Origin of the sequence: Bifidobacterium asteroides, from assembly GCF_030758775.1 — a bacterium.
GTDB classification, from domain to species: domain Bacteria; phylum Actinomycetota; class Actinomycetes; order Actinomycetales; family Bifidobacteriaceae; genus Bombiscardovia; species Bombiscardovia kimbladii.
Map to the genome: position 1 here is coordinate 376,680 of NZ_CP132384.1, position 17,786 is coordinate 394,465.

Here is a 17,786-nt window from a genome sequence, read left to right on the forward strand (position 1 = left end):
GGGCTTGCCGGGGTCAAGACCTTGGACAGTCGAAAAACACCCTATCTGAATCCCAGATTATGCCTTCCATCTCTGTACTCTTGGAACGCGTAAACAAGGAATGAAGATGCATTTTTGTGCTCTATATTCAGTTGGCTTAATTGGGGATGAGTCAAAAACGGGGTTGATCTGTTCTGGAGCATGATTTCATTGTGGTTTGGGGGGTATTGTATTGAAGCGTTTGCAAGAACGGGACAATAAGGGATCATTGCACGTAAGCCGTTCGATCATCGCCGTTCTGGTAACTCTTCTGGCGACGCTGGCCATGGTTGTTCCGTTGGGGCTGAGCGCTTTGTCAGCCAGTCAGGCCAATGCCATCGATGGACAGGACGAAACGGCCAGCAGGAAGCCAATGCTCTATAGGATGATGGGCTACAACAACAAGGTAGATGCATGGCAGGATGAGCTGCGCATGGACTTCATCCTGCGCGTGAAACACAACGAGTTCGACCCATCTTGCGCCAATAGTAGCGGTGGTGCCGATACCCGGGGCAATTGCAATCTGGCCTTTGTCTATCAGTACAAGGGCTCAGATAGTCCATCATATTATCGCAGAATAAAGTATCTGAACACCATAGCTTCAGCGTCATCCTCGGATCAGCCCTGGTCCGGAGCCTACAAGTGGGCGCAGAACAGGGATGAGTACTTCACCGTGCACACGATAATCAATTCTGGTTTATATGACTATCTGACCATTTCCATTGAGGGTGATCTGGCGCTGAAGAATTCTGCTGATGCGTCATATTACCAACCTGGTGGTGCCGACGAACCCCTGAATATCTACGCAGTCGTTGGACAGCAGAACGGGGCATTGTCCTGCCTGCGCCCTAGCAACTCGTGGAGTTGGTCTAGCGGAATCGATGACTGTACCACTTTCAACCCTGAAACTATGATTAATGCGCCAGATAGGGTATCGAATATTACAGCATCTTTAGCAGCAGATGGTAAGTACATCAAACTATTTATGGGCGACTGTCTGGGTAAGGGTGCTGATCTTCAGTGCAGTGGCCCGTATTCTTGGGTAGGCTGGGATAACAATCCATTACTCTATGGAGGCAATCAGTCCAACTGGGGTATGGTGACCGACTATGGTTTTCCTAACTATTCGAGCCTTGGCACTGGGGCGATCGCCGGCACTGCTCCTGGCACAGCTCCGGCACGGTCATTCTTCGTGTACTGGCTGAATGCTCGTGGCAGCACTGTCTATAACCCGGACGGGATATGTTCTGAAACTAATTCCTATTACTATCAGTGGGTGGCTCTGAAGGATGGCCAATGGGTGCCTGTTGATGAGCTGACTCCCGAGCCGGTCCTGGTGACAGGCCAGCAGCCGTCTCCCAATACGGTCACCACCACGTCAGGCAAGCAATTTCAAGCCTCTAATTATTCGGCTTTCAACGTACCCAAACAGCCGAAAAACCCCAATGAGATGTTTGCTACTGATAAGGATGGCAATCCTATGCCCGCCCAGAAGGCTGATGGCGGGATTGATTTCAAGGAGGCCAAGGCCAAGCAGGATCTTGATGGCTATTTCAAGATGGTCACCTGGCCTGTCACCACGAATAGGGATGGCAGCGCTTGTACCGTCGGTCCTGAAGTGTACAACCCTGAGCGGAAAGGTCTTGTCGGAATACGTGACGGCATGAACAGCTCGGATATAGAACGAAACCTTTCTGCTGGTTGGACGATTAATAGTGCTTTTTACAAGTATGATGTGCCTCGCCCTAAGGATCCGACGATCACCAACATCCAGAATGATGCAGATGGCAGCTTGGATGCTTCGGGGAGCGTGTATACATCGAAGCTTGATCCGGTGGTCAGTGGCGAGTGCACGCCTTCCAAGGATGCCGCGCATCCCAACAAGGTTGTTCTCTACGGGGAGGATCCCGCCAATCCCATCAGTGACGAGCAGAGCCAGAACGGCGGGGACTTGGTGAAGACCGCGGACACGTGGGGGTTCAAGCTTGGTGAAGTTGAGTGCAAGGTCGATCCCAAGAGCAAGCAGGGAGGGTCTTGGCAGATACAGGACACCAACAAGCAATACCCATCGCCGGACCCAGGCAACAAGTATGACGGGTACAGGCGCTATCACGCCTGGGAGATCGAGTCCACGTCCGGTTTCGGCTTGACCTCGTTCTTCTCGAATATCGGCACGGCTTATTTCGTCTCGGGGGAGAACGTGCCGGATGCGAGCAAGTTCTCGGTGACGGTGCCTCATACGGTCAACGGGAGTCTGCCTGAAGGTTCGGTCGTCGTGTTCAAAGGTGAAGTGTCTCCTGTATATACGGCCTGGTCCTCGGGAAAGCTGGGGATGGCGGATTCCAAGATGGCCATTTCCGTGAAGCAGAAGACCGCCTCGGACTGGACCAGTCTGGTGACTACTCCGGCCAACACCTTCCAGAGGGATGCGGCAGCCGGCACCACGTCTTCCGTCTCGGATTCCACGACGGGCCTCACGCTTAGCTTGACCAAGACGGCGGATTCCAATTGGTCGTGGTCGCTGAATATCCCCGCTGACAAGTTCAGCGGCTACAACGGCGGCGATGAGACTCAGATGTATGACTTTCAGGTTGAGATGATCAACCCGATGAACATCCGTTCGGCCCCGGCATCCATCGAGCGGAAAGTTGACATCACACCGACCACGCTGACCTTGGAGCGGTACGATGTCTTCCAAGTAGCGGGCAAGGCCTATAAGTATGTCAATGGCAACACGAGGGTTCCAGAGGCCAAGGGGACCGTGGTGCATGTGACTTGGCCTGACAATACTGGCACGGATGTGACTGTTGGGGACCAGGGCTTGTGGCAGGCGACCCCGCCTGAGGGCATCAATCAGGGGCGGTTCTCTGCTCAGGTGCTTTCGGATGATGCCGAGGGCCCTGACGCGCAGGGCCGGTTCCAGGGCGGGAACCAGTCGGCCTCGGTGTCGCACGCGTTGGAGTTCCGTCCTTCCAACTCGGCTTTGCCGCTTACCGGGGGATGGCCGCTTTCCGTGCTCAAAATCCTGCTGCTGATAGCCCTCGGCCTGGCCGGCCTCGTGGCCTGCCTGAGGAACAGGCAGGAAAGCCGGCACTGACCTCGGTCGTATAAGACAGGGACCGCTCTCATCCTTCCAATTCCATGGAGATGAGCGCGGGCCCTGTTTTTTTTTAATTCCCGTGTTGCTGCCGTTGCCAAGGCAGTATTCGCCCCCAATCCGGAACGACCCGAAAAAGACAACATATTGCTTCTCACCAGCTGGGTGCTGGTCCTGCATTGTCGAGAACTTGAACCGCCGCAAAACACCCGATTTGAATCCCAGATTTTGCCCTTCATTTCTGTAGCCTTGAAAAGGCAAAGAACAATTTATATGCATTGTTGTGCTCTATGTGCAGTTGCCTTAATTGGGGGTAGGTCAAAAGCAGACTTGATTTGTTCTGGAGCATGATTTCATTGTGGTTTGGGGGGTATTGTATTGAAGCGTTTGCAAGAACGGGGCGCTAAGGGTTCACAAGGTGTGAACCGTCCGATAATTGCCGTTCTGGTAACCCTTCTGGCAACGCTGGCCATGGTTGTTCCGTTGGGGCTGAGCGCGCTTTCGGCCAATCAGGCCAACGCCATTGATGGGCAGGACGAAACGGCCAGCAGGAAGCCCAAACTCTATAGGATGTTGGGCTACAACAACAAGCTTGATTCCTATCAGGATGAGCTGCGCATGGACTTCATCCTGCGGGTGAAACACAACGAGTTTGACCCTTCTTGTGCCGATGCCACTTCTGGTGCCGATACCAAGGGCAATTGCAATCTGGCCTTTGTCTATCAGTACAAGGGGTCAGATGACACTTCCTTTTATCGCAGAATAAAGTATCTGAACACCATAGCCTCAGCATCATCCTCGGATCAGCCCTGGTCCGGAGCCTACAAGTGGGCGCAAAATCAAGATGAGTATTTCACCGTGCACACCATAATAAACTCCGGTTTATATGACTATCTGACCATTTCCATTGAGGGTGATCTGGCGCTGAAGAATTCTGCTGATGCGTCATATTACCAACCTGGTGGGGCCAACGAGCCGGTGAATATCTACGCAGTCGTTGGTAAACAGGACGATGCACTGTCCTGCCTTCGTCCTAGCAACTCGTGGAGTTGGTCTAGCGGAATCGATAATTGTCGCAATTTTGACCCTGACACCATGATCAATGCGCCGGACAGGGTATCCAACATTACTTCAACTTTAGCGGCGAACGACAAAAACTTCACTTTGTATATGCAAGAATGCCTGGGCACGGGCGCTGATCTCCAGTGCAGCGGCCCATATTCTTGGGTAGGCTGGAACAGCAACCCAAATCTCTACGGAGGCAATCAGGCTAACTGGGGCATGGTAACCGATTACGGTTTTCCTGACTATACGAGCAATGCTACTGGGCCAATCGCCGGCACTGCTCCGGGAACAGCTCCGGCACGGTCGTTCTTCGTGTACTGGCTCAATGTGCGCGGCAGCACTAGAGATAATCCTGATGGCATATGTTCTGAGACCAATTCCTATTATTACCAGTGGGTGGCACTCAAGGACAGCCAGTGGGTGCCTGTTGACGAGCTGACTCCTGAGCCGGTCCTGGTGACAGGCCAGCAGCCGTCCCCCAATACGGCGACTTCCACGACTGGCAAGGCGGCCCAAGTCAGCAAGTATTCCGCTTTCAATTTGCCCAAACAGCCTAGCAATCCCAATGAGATGTTTGCCACTGACAGGAACGGCCAGCCTATGCCTGCCCAGAAGGCTGATGGCGGGATTGATTTCAAGGAGGCCAAGGCGAAGCAGGATCTTGACGGCTATTTCAAGATGGTCACCTGGCCTGTCACCACGAACCGGGACGGCAGCGCTTGTACCGTCAGCCCTGAAGTGTACAACCCTGATCAGAAAGGTCTCGTCGGTATACGTGACGGCATGAACAGCTCGGATATAGAACGGAATATTTCAGCGGGCTGGACGATCAATAGTGCGTTCTATAAGTACGATGTGCCTCGTCCTGATGATCCGACGATCACGAAGATTGAGAACGATGCCGGCAGCGCTCTGGATGCTTCGGGCAGTGTGTATACTTCCAAGCTTGATCCGGTGGTCAGCGGTGAGTGCACGCCTTCAAAGGATTCCGCGCGTCCCAACAAGGTTGTTCTCTACGGCGAGGACCCAGCCAATCCGATTGCGGAGGGGCAGGGCACGAATGGCGATGACCTGGTGAAAGCCGCGGACACGTGGGGGTTCAGGCTGGGCGAAGTTGAATGCCAGGTCGATCCCAAGAGCAAGCAAGGAGGGTCCTGGCAGATACAGGACACCAACAAGCTGTATTCGTCGCCGGGCCAAGGCAACAAGTACAGCGGCTACAGGCGTTACCATGCCTGGGTGATCGAGTCTATCTCCGGATTCGGTTTGACCTCCTACTTCTCGAACATCGGGACGGCCTATTTCGTTTCGAGTGAGAATGTGCCGGATGCGAGCAAACTCTCAGTCACGGTGCCTCATACGATAAACGGGAGCCTGCCGGCAGGTTCGGTGGTCACGTTCAAGGGTGAAGTGTCGCCTGTGTACACGGCCTGGTCTTCGGGAGGGCTGGGGATGACGGATTCGAGCATGGCTGTTTCGATGAAGCAGAAGACCGCCTCGGACTGGACGACCCTGCTGACCACTCCGGCCAGCACCTTCCAGCGGGATGCAGCAGCCGGCACCACGTCTTCCGTCGCGGATTCCGCAACGGGCCTTACGCTGGGATTGACCAAGACGGCGGCTTCCACGTGGTCTTGGACGCTGAACATCCCTGCTGACAGGTTCAGCGGCTACGACGGCAGCGACGAGACGCAACTGTATGATTTCCGCATTGAAATGGTCAACCCGACGAACATCCGTTCGGACCCGGCATCCATCGAGCGGAAGATCGACATGACACCGACAACGCTGGCCTTGGAGCGGTACGACGTCTTCCAGGTGGCAGGCAAAGCCTATAAGTATGTGGACGGGGACAGGAAGGTTCCCGAGACCAAAGGCACCCTGGTCCATATAACCTGGCCCGGCGGCAGTGGTACGGATGTCGTTGTGGGGGACGAAGGTTCGTGGCAGGCGGTTCCTCCTGAGGGCATCAATCAGGGGCGGTTCTCTGCTCAGGTGCTTTCGGATGATGCCGAGGGCCCTGATGCCCAGGGCCGGTTCCAGGGCGGGAACCAGTCGGCCTCGGTGTCGCACGCGTTGGAGTTCCGTCCTTCCAACTCGGCTTTGCCGCTTACCGGGGGATGGCCGCTTTCCGTGCTCAAAATCCTGCTGCTGATAGCCCTCGGCCTGGCCGGCTTCGTGGCCTGCCTGAGGAACAGGCAGGAAAGCCGGCACTGACCCCGGCAGCATCAGACAGGACCCGCCCCTGCCCCATGAAGTTGAGAGGCTGGGTGGGGAGGGGGTTCTGCCGTTGTCCAACCGACCCCCATCCCACCAATGCAGACTGTGATCAGTCAAGACTAAGGACGGTCGCGAAACACCCTATCTGAATCCCAGATCACGCTTTCAGTCTCGGTACTCTTAAAGCATGTAAAGGGGACAAGAAGATGCCATAAGTGAGGATGCAGTACTTGTGCTCCAGGGTTTCGTGGCCTGCACCGGGGACAGTCAAGCGTGCAGTCCGTCTGATTCTGGAGATGGTTGCATTGAGGTGTGGGGGGTAGCGTGTTGAACCGATTGCAAGAAGGGGTCGATGAGGGTCCACGGCATGTGGATCGCCCTATAGTCGCTGTTTTGATAACCCTTTTGGCGACGCTGGCCATGGTTGTTCCGCTAGGGCTGAGCGCGCTTTCGGCCAATCAGGCCAATGCCATTGATGGCCAGGGTGAGACGGCCAGCAGGAAGCCTCTGCTCTATAAGATGCTGGCCTATAACGACAAGATTGATTCCTATCAGGATGAGCTGCGCATGGACTTCATCCTGCGCGTGAAGCACAACGATTTCAATCCGCAATGCGTTCCGATGCGTGATACTTCTCCCTATGATTCAGTAAAGTGCAATCTGTCTTTCGCATATCAATATGAAGGAGAGCAAAATCCGTCCCACTATACCCGGATTCGGTACCTGAATACTATTTCAACAAATCCCAACGACCCTACCGGCGGTGCTGAGCAATGGGCGGAAAATGAGGAGCAGTTCTTTACGGTTCATAAAGTGATCAACTCTGGTTTATATGATTTCCTGGCTGTATCCATAGAGGGTGATTTGTCCTACATGGATACCTCCTCGGATCCGAAATATTATGTGACTGGCGGTTATCCGGAGCCTTTGAACGTCTTCGCAATTGTTGGTCAACAAAACAATACGCTCTCGTGTGGAGGTTCTCCATGGGACTATACTACGAATGACTGCACGACCTTCGATCCAAGCTCTCTCGGCAGCAATGTCCAAGACAGGGTTGCCAATATCACTGCAGACCAGGGTAAGGGCATCAAGCTTTATATGGGCAACTGCCTAGGTAACAGTCCCCACCCTCAGTGCAGCGGACCTGCTTCTTGGGTTGGCTGGAACGGTAATCCCCCTCTTTATGGCAATCACCAGGCCAATTGGGGCATGGTAACGGATTATGGATTTCCTATAGGAGCCAAGCCGGTTCCAGGAGTAGCGCCCCCCAAGTCCTTCTTTGCATATTGGTTCAATTTGCGTGGAAATAACAGCGCTGGTGGAATATGTTCCACGACCAACTCCTATTACTACCAATGGGTGGGGCAGAAGAATAGCCAATGGGTGCCTGTCGATGCGCTGACGCCTAAACCGGTGCTCGTAACTGGTCAGAAGCCAGCAGTAAACGGCTTGACCAGTTCCTGGGGTCTTCAATATCAGGTCAATGACAATACGGCTTACAATCTGCCGACAAGTCCGGGCAATTCGAACGAATTGTATGCAACTGATAAGAATGGAAAACCCATGCCTGCCCAGCTGCCTGATGGCTCTATAGACTTCAAGAAAGCTCAAGAGTATCAGCAGCTCGATGGTTATTTCAAATTAGTTACTTGGCCTGTCACTACCAATGACGATGGTACCCAGTGCAAGCCGACGGCAAGCACTCCTGAAGTCACTACTAAGATATATGACCCGCAACAGGATGATCTTGTTGGGATAACAGACGACATGCCTGCAGCTCGGAAAAATACGAATTTGGACGCGGGGTGGGCTATCGATACTGCCTTCTACAAGTATGATGTGCCTCGTCCTGATGATCCGACGATCACCAAGATTGAGAATGATACAGACAACGCTTTGAATGCTTCGGGAAGCGTCTATACCGGCAAGCTTGATCCGGTGGTCAGCGGTGAGTGCACTCCCTCCAAAGACGACACGCATCCCAACATGGTTACTCTTTATGGAGAGGATCCCGGCAATCCCTTCAAGGAGGGGCAGAGCAAGAGCAGTGACGATCAGGTGAAAAGCTCGGACTCCTGGGGGTTCAAGCTGGGAGAGACCGTATGCAAGGTTGATCCCAAGAGCAAACAGGGAGGGTCCTGGCAGATACAGGACACCAATAAACAGTATCCGTCGTCGGCTCCCGGCAATAAGTACAACGGCTACAGACGTTATCGTGCCTGGGTGACCGAAACAACCTCTGGGTTCGGCCTGACCTCCTTCTTCTCGAACATAGGAACAGCCTATTTCGTCTCCAACGAGAATGCTCCGGATGGCAAGCTCTCTGTGACAGTCCCCCATACGAAAAACGGGATTCTACCGGCGAATTCGGTCGTCACCGTCAAAGGCACTGTTTCGCCTATAAATATGGCCTGGTCCTCGGGTGGGCTGGGGATGACTGATTCCAGGCTGGCCATTTCCATGAAGCAGAATGCTGCCTCGGACTGGACGCCCCTGCTGACCACTCCGGCCAACACCTTCCAACGGGATGCGGCGGTCGGCACTGCTTCTTCCGCCGCGGATTCCGCCTCGGGACTCAGGTTGAATCTCACGAAGACGGCGGCTTCCACCTGGTCCTGGACCTTGACCATACCGGCTGACAGGTTCACCGGTTACAACGGCGACGACGAAACGCAAAAATATACCTTCCAGGTCAAGATGATCAACCCTCTGAATGTCCCTTCGGACCCGGCTTCCATCAACCGGACGGTCGACATGACGCCGACCACGCTGACCTTGGAGCGGTACGATGTCTTCCAGGTAGCGGGCAAGGCCTATAAGTATGTCAACGGAAACACCAGGGTTCCCGAGACCAAAGGCACCCTGGTCCATATAACCTGGCCCGGCAACAGCAGCACAGATGTCGCCGTGGGAGACCAAGGTTCATGGCAGGCGACTCCGCCTGAAGGGATAAACCAGGAACAATTCACCGCTCAGGTTTCTTCCGATGATGCCGAAAGCGCCGATCCTCAAAGTGGCAACTTCCAAGGCGGAAACGAGTCGGCTGCGGTGTCGCACGCACTGGAATTCCGGCCCTCCACCTCATCCCTGCCCTTCGCCGGAGGATGGCCGCTTTCCGTGCTAAGGATCCTGCTGATGCTGATACTGGGTCTGGCTGGCTTTGTGGCCTGCCTGAGGAATAGGCAGGAGAGCCGATACTGATTCTCCGGCGGCATAAGGCAGGGCCTGTGCTCATCTCCAAGGAATTCGGGGGATGAGTGCCGGCCCTGCTTGTGTTTCCTGTGCGCGAGATGGGACTCGAGCCCAGACATCTGAAGGACAGCTGGCGGGAGAGCCGCTTGACAGCGTCGAACTGTCTGCCTTTCCATGCCAAGGTGGCCTCCCCGTCCAACCCAGACAAGCCAGATGAAGACCGTAAACGGTTGTGAAATGCCGTTCGTGAAACACCCTATGGGAATCCTGGATAATGCTTGCAATTCCAGTGCTCCTGGAGCATGTATGGAAAAGGCGAAGATGCTATTTATTTATCTCTATGATAGAGTCGAAGCAACTGGGGATAAATTAAAGGCAAAGTAGAGCCGCTCTAGAGCATAATTGTATCTTGATTTGGGGGGATTGTATTGAAGCGACTGCAAGAACGGGGCGCCAAAGGTTCACAGCATGTGAGCCGTCAGATTATCGCCGTTCTGGTAACCCTTCTGGCGACGCTGGCCATGGTTGTCCCGTTGGGGCTGAGCGCGCTTTCGGCCAATCGGGCCAATGCCGTTGATGGACAGGACGAAACGGCCAGCAGAACACCGAAGCTCTATAGGATGATGGCCTTCAACGACAGGATCGATGCCTACCAGGATGAGCTGCGCATGGACTTCATCCTGCGCGTGAAGCACAATGAATTTAAGCCGGATTGTGTCGGTGTTGGTGGGACTGACACCAAAAATCCGTCACAATGCAATTTATCTTTCATATATCAGTTTGTTGGTTCCGAAAACCCTGACTATTACAGGCGCGTGCGGTATATGAACACTATCACCCCGGATGATTACGTAGACAGCAATAAAAATGCCTACGCTTATGATGGTGCCTTAGCCTGGGCCAAGAACCAGGCTGAGTTCTTCACCGTTCATAAGATCATCAATTCTGGTTTGTACGACTACCTGACCATATCCATTGAGGGTGATATGAATATCGCGGATTCGTCCAAAGATCCTGCGAAATTCGCGGTCGGCGGTCACCCCGAGCCCTTGAATGTCTTTGCCATCGTTGGTGACCAGAACAAGGCCCTGTCCTGTGGCAATTCTTCCTGGTCCTGGACTACCGATAACTGCACAAGCTTTGATCCGGCTTCCATGAGTGATTTACAGGCTCAGGATAGATATTCAAATATCACAGCGAGCATGTCCCAGGATAAACAGATGAAGGTGTATATGGGCTACTGCTTGGACAGCAAAGAGGATATGAAATGCAGTGGCCCATATTCTTGGGTTGGTTGGGACGCCAACCCAAATCTCTACCAAAACAATCAGGCTAATTGGGGCATGGTGACGGATTACGGTTTTCCTGAATATAGGAACAATTCCACTACTGGGCTAATCAATGCCACTGCTCCGGGCACAGCCCCGGCACGGTCTTTCTTCGTGTACTGGTTGAATCCGCGTGGCAGTACCAATGATAATCCTGATGGCATATGTTCTGAGACCAATTCGTATTATTACCAGTGGGTGGCTCTGAAGGATAGCGAGTGGGTGCCTGTTGATGAGCTGACCCCTGAGCCGGTTCTGGTGACAGGCCAGCAGCCGTCCCCCAATACGGCGACCACCACGACTAGCAAGGCAGCCCAAGTCAGCAAGTATTCCGCTTTCAACGTGAGTCCAAAGGATCCTCAATATCTCGACAACCCCAACGTGCTTTTTGCCACTGATAAGGATGGCAATCCCATGCCTGCTCAGAAGGCTGATGGCGGGATTGATTTCAAGGAGGCCAAGGAGAAGCAGGATCTTGACGGCTATTTCAAGATGGTCACCTGGCCTGTTACCACGAATAGGGATGGCAGCGCTTGTACCGTCAGCCCTGAGGTATACAACCCCAAGAGCGCTGGTCTTGTAGGGATAAACGATGGTATGTCCACCGTGGAGAAGGATACGAATATCTCTGCGGGCTGGACGATCAATAGCGCCTTTTATAAGTATGACGTGCCTCGTCCTGATGATCCTACGATCACCAAGATCGAAAACGATGCTGATGCCGGTTTGGATGCTTCTGGAAGCGTGTATACGACCAAGCTTGATCCGGTGATCAGTGGTGAGTGCATGCCCTCCAAGGATGCCGCGCGTCCCAACAAGGTCGTTCTCTACGGCGAGGATCCCAATAATCCCATTGTGGAGGGGCAGGGCACGAATGGCGATGACCTGGTGAAAGGGACGGACACGTGGGGGTTCAGGCTGGGGGAAGCTGTTTGCGAGACCGACACTGGCAGCAAGCAGGGAGGGTCCTGGTGGATACAGGACACCAATAAGCAGTATCCGTCGCCGGACCCCGGCAACAAGTACAACGGCTACAGGCGTTATCACGCCTGGGTGGTTGAGTCCACGTCAGGGTTCGGCTTGACCTCCTACTTCTCGAATGTCGGCACGGCTTATTTCGTTTCGGGAGAAAACGTCCCGGATGCCAGCAAGTTCTCGGTCACTGTGCCTCATACCGTCAACGGGAGCCTGCCGGCGGATTCGGTCGTTGTGTTCAGGGGTGAGGTGTCGCCTGTGTATACGGCCTGGTCGTCGGGAAGTCTGGGGATGACGGATTCGAGGATGGCTGTTTCGATGAAGCAGAATGCTGCCTCGGGCTGGACCAGTCTGTTGACCACTCCGGCCAACACCTTCCAGAGGGATGCGGCGGTTGGCGCTGCTCCTTCCGTCGCTGACCCCGCATCAGGTCTCACGCTGAACCTGACCAAGACGGCGGCTTCCACCTGGTCCTGGTCGCTGAATATCCCTGCTGACAAGTTCACTGGTTATAACGGTGACGATGAAACGCAGACATACACCTTCCAGGTTGAAATGGTCAACCCGATGAACCTCCGTTCGGGCCCGGCGTCCATCGAGCGGAAGGTCGACATGACGCCCACCACGCTGACCATTGACCGCCATGACGTCTTCCAGGTAGCGGGCAGGGCCTACAAGTATGTCAATGGAAACACGAAGGTTCCTGAGACCAAGGGGACCATGGTGCATGTGACCTGGCCTGACAACACTGGCACGGATGTGTCTGTGGGGGACCAGGGCTTATGGCAGGCGGTCCCGCCTGAGGGGATGAAGCAGGGGGATGTCGCCGTCCAGGTGCTTTCGGATGATGCCGAGGGCCCTGACGCGCAGGGTCGGTTCCAGGGCGGGAACCAGTCGGCCTCGGTGTCGCAGGAGCTGGAGTTCCGGCCTTCGACCTCCTCCCTGCCGCTGACCGGCGGATGGCCGCTTTCCGTGCTCAGGATCCTGCTGCTGATAGCCTTAGGCCTGGTGGGCTTCGTGGCCTGCCTGAGGAACAAGCAGGAAAGCCGCCACTGACCCCCGCAACGTAAGACAGGGCCTGTTCTTGCGGGCCCTGTTCTTAATACCTGTGCGCGAGATGGGACTCGAACCCACACGTCCGAAGACACAGGAACCTAAATCCTGCGCGGCTACCATTACGCCACTCGCGCGTACGACATACCCTGCCGTTGAAAGGGCAGCTGGTGAAAGAGCCACTTGACAGAATCGAACTGTCGACCTTCTCATTACGAGTGAGACGCTCTGCCAACTGAGCTAAAGTGGCCTTCGCCTCCCGTCCGGACCTGCCGGAAGAAGACAACATGTCACATCATACTGGATGCGCGCGATAAAAACGCCTTGGGCTTCAGGCCAAGGGTGTACAAGCTTCTTGACACAATGGAGGGCATGGATCTCAATGATTTCTATGCCGTCATTCCGGCCGGTGGTGTGGGTACCCGGCTCTGGCCATTGAGCCGTCAGGACCGGCCCAAGTTTCTCTATGATCTGTTGGGGTCAGGCAGAACCATGATCCAAGGTACCTTTGACCGGCTGGCCGGTATCTGCGGGGCCGACCATGTGGTCGTCTCCACTGGCCAGCGGCATGTGGACCAGGTGCGCCAGCAGCTTCCGGAACTGGCTGAGGACGCCCTTTTCGCCGAGCCTGTTCCTCGCGATTCCACGGCGGCCATAGCCTTGGCGACTGCTGTACTGGCCCAGCAGCACGGCGGGGAAATCATCGTGGGCTCCTTCGCCGCCGACCACGTCATCCGAGACGACAAAGCATTCGCGTCCTCAGTGGAGCAGGCGGTGGCAGCGGCCCGGGCCGGTTATGTGACTACCATCGGCATCGCCGCCTCCCGTCCCTCCACCGCCTTCGGCTACATCCACCAAGGCCCCTCCCTGGCCGATCGCATTCCCGGGGCTCCTGATGCCCGCTTGGTCAGCGAATTCGTCGAGAAGCCGGATGCCTCTACGGCCCAGGCTTACCTGTCCACAGGGGAGTATCGATGGAACGCCGGCATGTTCGTCATGCAAGCGCAGGTGCTCTTGGACTGCCTGCGTCGTTACAAGCCGGAGCTCCACGCCGCGGTCATGGCCATCGCCCAGGTCTGGGACCAGGGCGAGCAGGCCCGCGGCCAGGCCATGGAGGAGCACTGGCCGGGCATCGAGAAGATCGCCTTCGACTATGCCGTGGCCGAGCCCCTTTCGGCGGCCGGCGGCGTGGCGGTTGTTCCAGGGGGCTTCGATTGGGATGACATCGGCGACTTCAATTCGGTGGCCGGCCTGCTGCCGTCCTCCAACAGGCGCAACATCAAGATTCTTGGGGATGCCGACCGGGTCATGTATTTGGATTCAGCCGGAGACATGGTCGTGCCCGGCTCCGAACGCACGGTTGCTCTTCTGGGTGTGGATGACATGATCGTCGTCGACACTCCCGATGCTCTCCTGGTGGCCCCCCGAGCCCGCAGTCAGGAAGTCAAGGACATGGTGGCCAAGTTGGCCCAGTACGGCTGTGACGACATACTTTGACAGCGATTCGGCTCGGTCAAGTAGATTGACTGATTTTGTTGTCTTCTGTCTGCTTTTGTGAGTAGTTTGGGTTACAGAACCGGGTGCTCGGTAGACCGGGCATCACCTCATGAAAGGACCCGAACAACCATGGCCATCAATCCTCCAGTGGACGCTACCAGCACCAAGGCCTGGGCGGCCTTGCACCAGCACTTCGACGACATGCAGCGCCAAGGGATCGATCTGCGCGCATGGTTCGCCAAGGACCCGCAGCGCACCGAAAAGCTCAGCTTCGAGCTGGGTGATCTCTATATTGATCTGTCCAAGAACCTGATTCAGCCCGAGACCCTGTCACTGCTGGCCCAGCTGGGCCGCGAGGTCGGCCTTGAGGAGCGGATCGAGGCCATGTTCAACGGCGAGCACATCAACAACACCGAGGACAGGGCCGTCCTGCACACAGCCCTGCGCCGTCCCGAGGAGGATCGCGGCCGGCTGATCGTGGACGGCCAGGATGTTGTCGGCGACGTCCGCGACACCCTCAAGCGCATCTATGCCTTTGCCGACCAGGTCCGCTCGGGCAGCTGGACCGGTCTGACCGGCAAGCGGATCACCACCGTGGTCAACATCGGCATCGGCGGCTCCGACCTTGGCCCGGTCATGGCTTACGAGGCCCTGAAGCCCTACGCGGATGCCGGCATCAGCGCCCGCTACATCTCCAACATCGATCCCAACGACCTGGCCGAGAAGACGCGCGATCTGGATCCGGAGACCACGCTCTTCATCATCGTCTCCAAGACCTTCACCACTCTGGAGACCCTGACCAACGCCCGCCAGGCCCGCGCCTGGCTCCTGAAGAGCCTGGGGGAGCGTGGCCTGCTGTCCAAGGACGGCGAGGACCTCTCGGCCGAGGCCATCCGCCGGCACTTCATCGCCGTTTCGACTGCCCTGGACAAGGTGCGCGACTTCGGCATCGATCCGGACAACGTCTTCGGCTTCTGGAACTGGGTCGGCGGCCGGTACTCGGTGGATTCCGCCGTGGGCACCTCCCTGGCCATCACCATCGGCCCCGAGCGTTTCGAGGAGTTCCTCAAGGGCTTCAACACTGTCGACCGCTACTTCCGCGCCACCCCCCTGGATCGAAACGTAGTTGCTCTGATGGGCCTGCTCAACGTCTGGTATGTCAACTTCTTCGGCGCCCACTCGCACGCAGTGCTGCCCTATGACCAGTATCTGCACCGCTTCCCGGCCTACCTGCAGCAGCTGACCATGGAGTCCAACGGCAAGTCCGTGCGCTGGGACGGCACGCCGGTGACCAGCCTGACCGGCGAAATCTTCTGGGGGGAGCCCGGCACCAACGGACAGCACGCCTTCTACCAGCTGATCCACCAGGGCACCCGCCTGATCCCCGCCGACTTCATCGCCTTCGCCAACACCCCCAACCCGGCAAAGGACGGCGACCAGGACGTGCATGAGCTCTTCCTGGCCAACTTCCTGGCCCAGACCAAGGCATTGGCCTTCGGCAAGACCGCCGACGAGGTCCGCGCCGAGGGCACTCCCGAGGCCATCGTCCCGGCCCGGGTCTTCACGGGCAACAGGCCCACCACCTCCATCTTCGGCGATGCGCTGACTCCGGCCGCCCTGGGCGAGCTGATCGCCCTCTACGAGCACATCACGCTGACCGAGGGCACGGTCTGGGGCATCGACTCCTTCGACCAGTGGGGCGTTGAGCTGGGCAAGAAGCTGGCCCGCGAGATCACCCCGGCCATCTCCCGGGACGACCAGGCCCTGGCCGAGCAGGATCAGTCCACAAAGTCCCTGATCGCCTTCTACAGGGCCCACCGCCGCTGATGTCATGCCGGGTCCCTGCGGGTCCGGTTGGTGGTATATTATTGGACAGTTGTTTGCCGGAAGGGTAGCTGCCGCATGGGCTCCCTTCCTTTCAGGTCCAGCCGGATGCTCCGGCGGATCGGCACCCCCGACGGCAGACCGCCGGGTTCCGTCCAGGATCGCCTCCTTTGATGGTTGCGGTCCATGTCATGGGTCGATGTGCGGCGGCCATGGAGGAACAGCATGAACGCGATTCAGGAATTTGACGCCAGCCACATGAAGCCTGCGGAGCAGATCCCAGACTTCCGCCCCGGCGATACCGTCGAGGTCAACGTCAACATCACTGAGGGCAACAACTCTCGTATCCAGGCTTTCACGGGCGTGGTGATCGCTCGTCAGGGCTCTGGCGTGCGCGAGACCATCCTGGTGCGCAAGGTCAGCTTCGGCGTGGGCGTCGAGCGTCGCTTCCCTCTGCACTCCCCGCAGATTGATTCCATCAAGGTGCTGCGCCACGGCCGTGTCCGCCGCGCCAAGCTCTACTACCTGCGTGGTCTGCACGGCAAGGCCGCCCGCATCGTCGAGCGTCGCGACAACAAGGCCGAGTCCAACAAGTAGGCTCCAGCCAGGGCGACCCAGCCCAGGCCAGGCCGCTAACACCCGGGATGTAATGCTCCCGGGTTTTTCCATGCTTGGGTGTGTACGCTATGAGGCATGCGGAATCTGTTTGTGGGCGGGTTCCAGCGGATGACAAGGAGTGGATATGGCCTTTCGGGATGAGGAAGCGACCTCGTCGGGACTCTGGTACCCGGACGGCAGACAGGCCACCTCAGCCCCGGTGCCGCCCCGTCATGCCTTCGACCGCCCCGGTGGACGCGGCTCCACCAAGGGCAGCCACCCGCGTCTGGGCGAACGCGGTTTCCTGCCCGAGTTTCTGTTCGAGCTGGTTGCCCTCTTGGCCGTCGTTGCCGTCCTGCGCATATTTTTGTTCAGCATCTACGTCATCCCCTCCGGCTCCATGGAGAACACCCTTGGCATCGGGGACAGAATCCTGACCACTCACCGGCTGACCAGGTCCATGATGGCCCCCCGCCGTGGGGATGTGGTGGTCTTCACTGATCCTGCCAACTGGCTAGGCGAAGAGTCCACACCCAGCTTCCGTGGCAGTCACCTGGTCAAACGCCTGATCGGCATGCCCGGCGACACAGTGGCCTGCAAGGGTCATGGCGCCCCAGTCACCGTCAACGGCGTCGCCTTGGATGAGAGCTCCTACCTGCGCCCAGGAGTGGAGCCCAGCTCCTTTGCCTTCAAGGTCAAGGTGGACCCTGGGTACGTCTTCGTCATGGGCGACAATCGTTCCAACTCCGCCGATTCCCGTCTGCACAAGGACGACGGACACAATGGCCTGGTCCCCATGGACAACATCAAGGGCACTGCGTTGCTGACCTATTACCCGGTGGGCAGCTGGAAGCTGCTCAACAACCAGCACAAGGTCTTCGACTCTGTGCCTGAGCCTACCCAGGACTGAACTGGCT

General features: G+C 56.7%; 8 protein-coding genes and 2 tRNA genes. 8 read left to right on the forward strand and 2 right to left on the reverse strand.

Annotated elements, in window-relative coordinates:
- Positions 1-247 precede the first annotated feature (247 nt).
- The 4 genes from RAM15_RS01430 (at position 248) to RAM15_RS01445 (ending at position 12,954) form a co-directional block, all read left to right on the forward strand.
- Entirely contained in the window at positions 248-3,115 is a 2,868-nt protein-coding gene (locus tag RAM15_RS01430; RefSeq protein ID WP_306221750.1) for a hypothetical protein, read from the forward strand.
- A 420-nt stretch (positions 3,116-3,535) separates the two neighbouring features.
- Entirely contained in the window at positions 3,536-6,397 is a 2,862-nt protein-coding gene (locus tag RAM15_RS01435) for a hypothetical protein (protein ID WP_306221751.1), read from the forward strand.
- Between the two features lie 327 nt (positions 6,398-6,724).
- Positions 6,725-9,604, forward strand: a complete 2,880-nt coding sequence (locus RAM15_RS01440; RefSeq protein WP_306221752.1) for a hypothetical protein — start codon at positions 6,725-6,727, stop codon at positions 9,602-9,604.
- A 461-nt stretch (positions 9,605-10,065) separates the two neighbouring features.
- Positions 10,066-12,954 carry a hypothetical protein gene (locus tag RAM15_RS01445; protein WP_306221753.1) on the forward strand — a complete coding sequence of 963 codons (2,889 nt, stop codon included), beginning with the start codon at positions 10,066-10,068 and terminating at the stop codon, positions 12,952-12,954.
- Positions 12,955-13,007: 53 nt separating this feature from the next.
- On the opposite strand, the gene RAM15_RS01450 is transcribed toward RAM15_RS01445, so the two are convergent.
- Together RAM15_RS01450 and RAM15_RS01455 are read right to left on the reverse strand one after the other, a co-directional pair.
- Positions 13,008-13,088 (reverse strand) — tRNA-Leu (locus tag RAM15_RS01450).
- A gap of 40 nt (positions 13,089-13,128) precedes the next feature.
- A tRNA-Thr gene (locus tag RAM15_RS01455) sits at positions 13,129-13,201 on the reverse strand.
- Between the two features lie 122 nt (positions 13,202-13,323).
- On the opposite strand from RAM15_RS01455, the gene RAM15_RS01460 reads away from it, so the two are divergent.
- From RAM15_RS01460 to lepB, 4 genes are all read left to right on the forward strand, one after another.
- The gene (locus RAM15_RS01460; RefSeq protein WP_306221754.1) at positions 13,324-14,448 is read left to right on the forward strand and encodes a mannose-1-phosphate guanylyltransferase; all 1,125 of its coding nucleotides are present in this window, start codon (positions 13,324-13,326) and stop codon (positions 14,446-14,448) included.
- 129 nt (positions 14,449-14,577) lie between these two features.
- Positions 14,578-16,275, forward strand: coding sequence for a glucose-6-phosphate isomerase (pgi, locus tag RAM15_RS01465; protein ID WP_024627418.1), 1,698 nt, complete (start codon positions 14,578-14,580; stop codon positions 16,273-16,275).
- 222 nt (positions 16,276-16,497) lie between these two features.
- Complete coding sequence (gene rplS / locus RAM15_RS01470) at positions 16,498-16,869, forward strand: 50S ribosomal protein L19 (protein ID WP_024627419.1); 372 nt, start codon at positions 16,498-16,500, stop codon at positions 16,867-16,869.
- 145 nt (positions 16,870-17,014) lie between these two features.
- Positions 17,015-17,779, forward strand: coding sequence for a signal peptidase I (gene lepB, locus RAM15_RS01475; protein WP_306221755.1), 765 nt, complete (start codon positions 17,015-17,017; stop codon positions 17,777-17,779).
- Positions 17,780-17,786 lie beyond the last annotated feature (7 nt).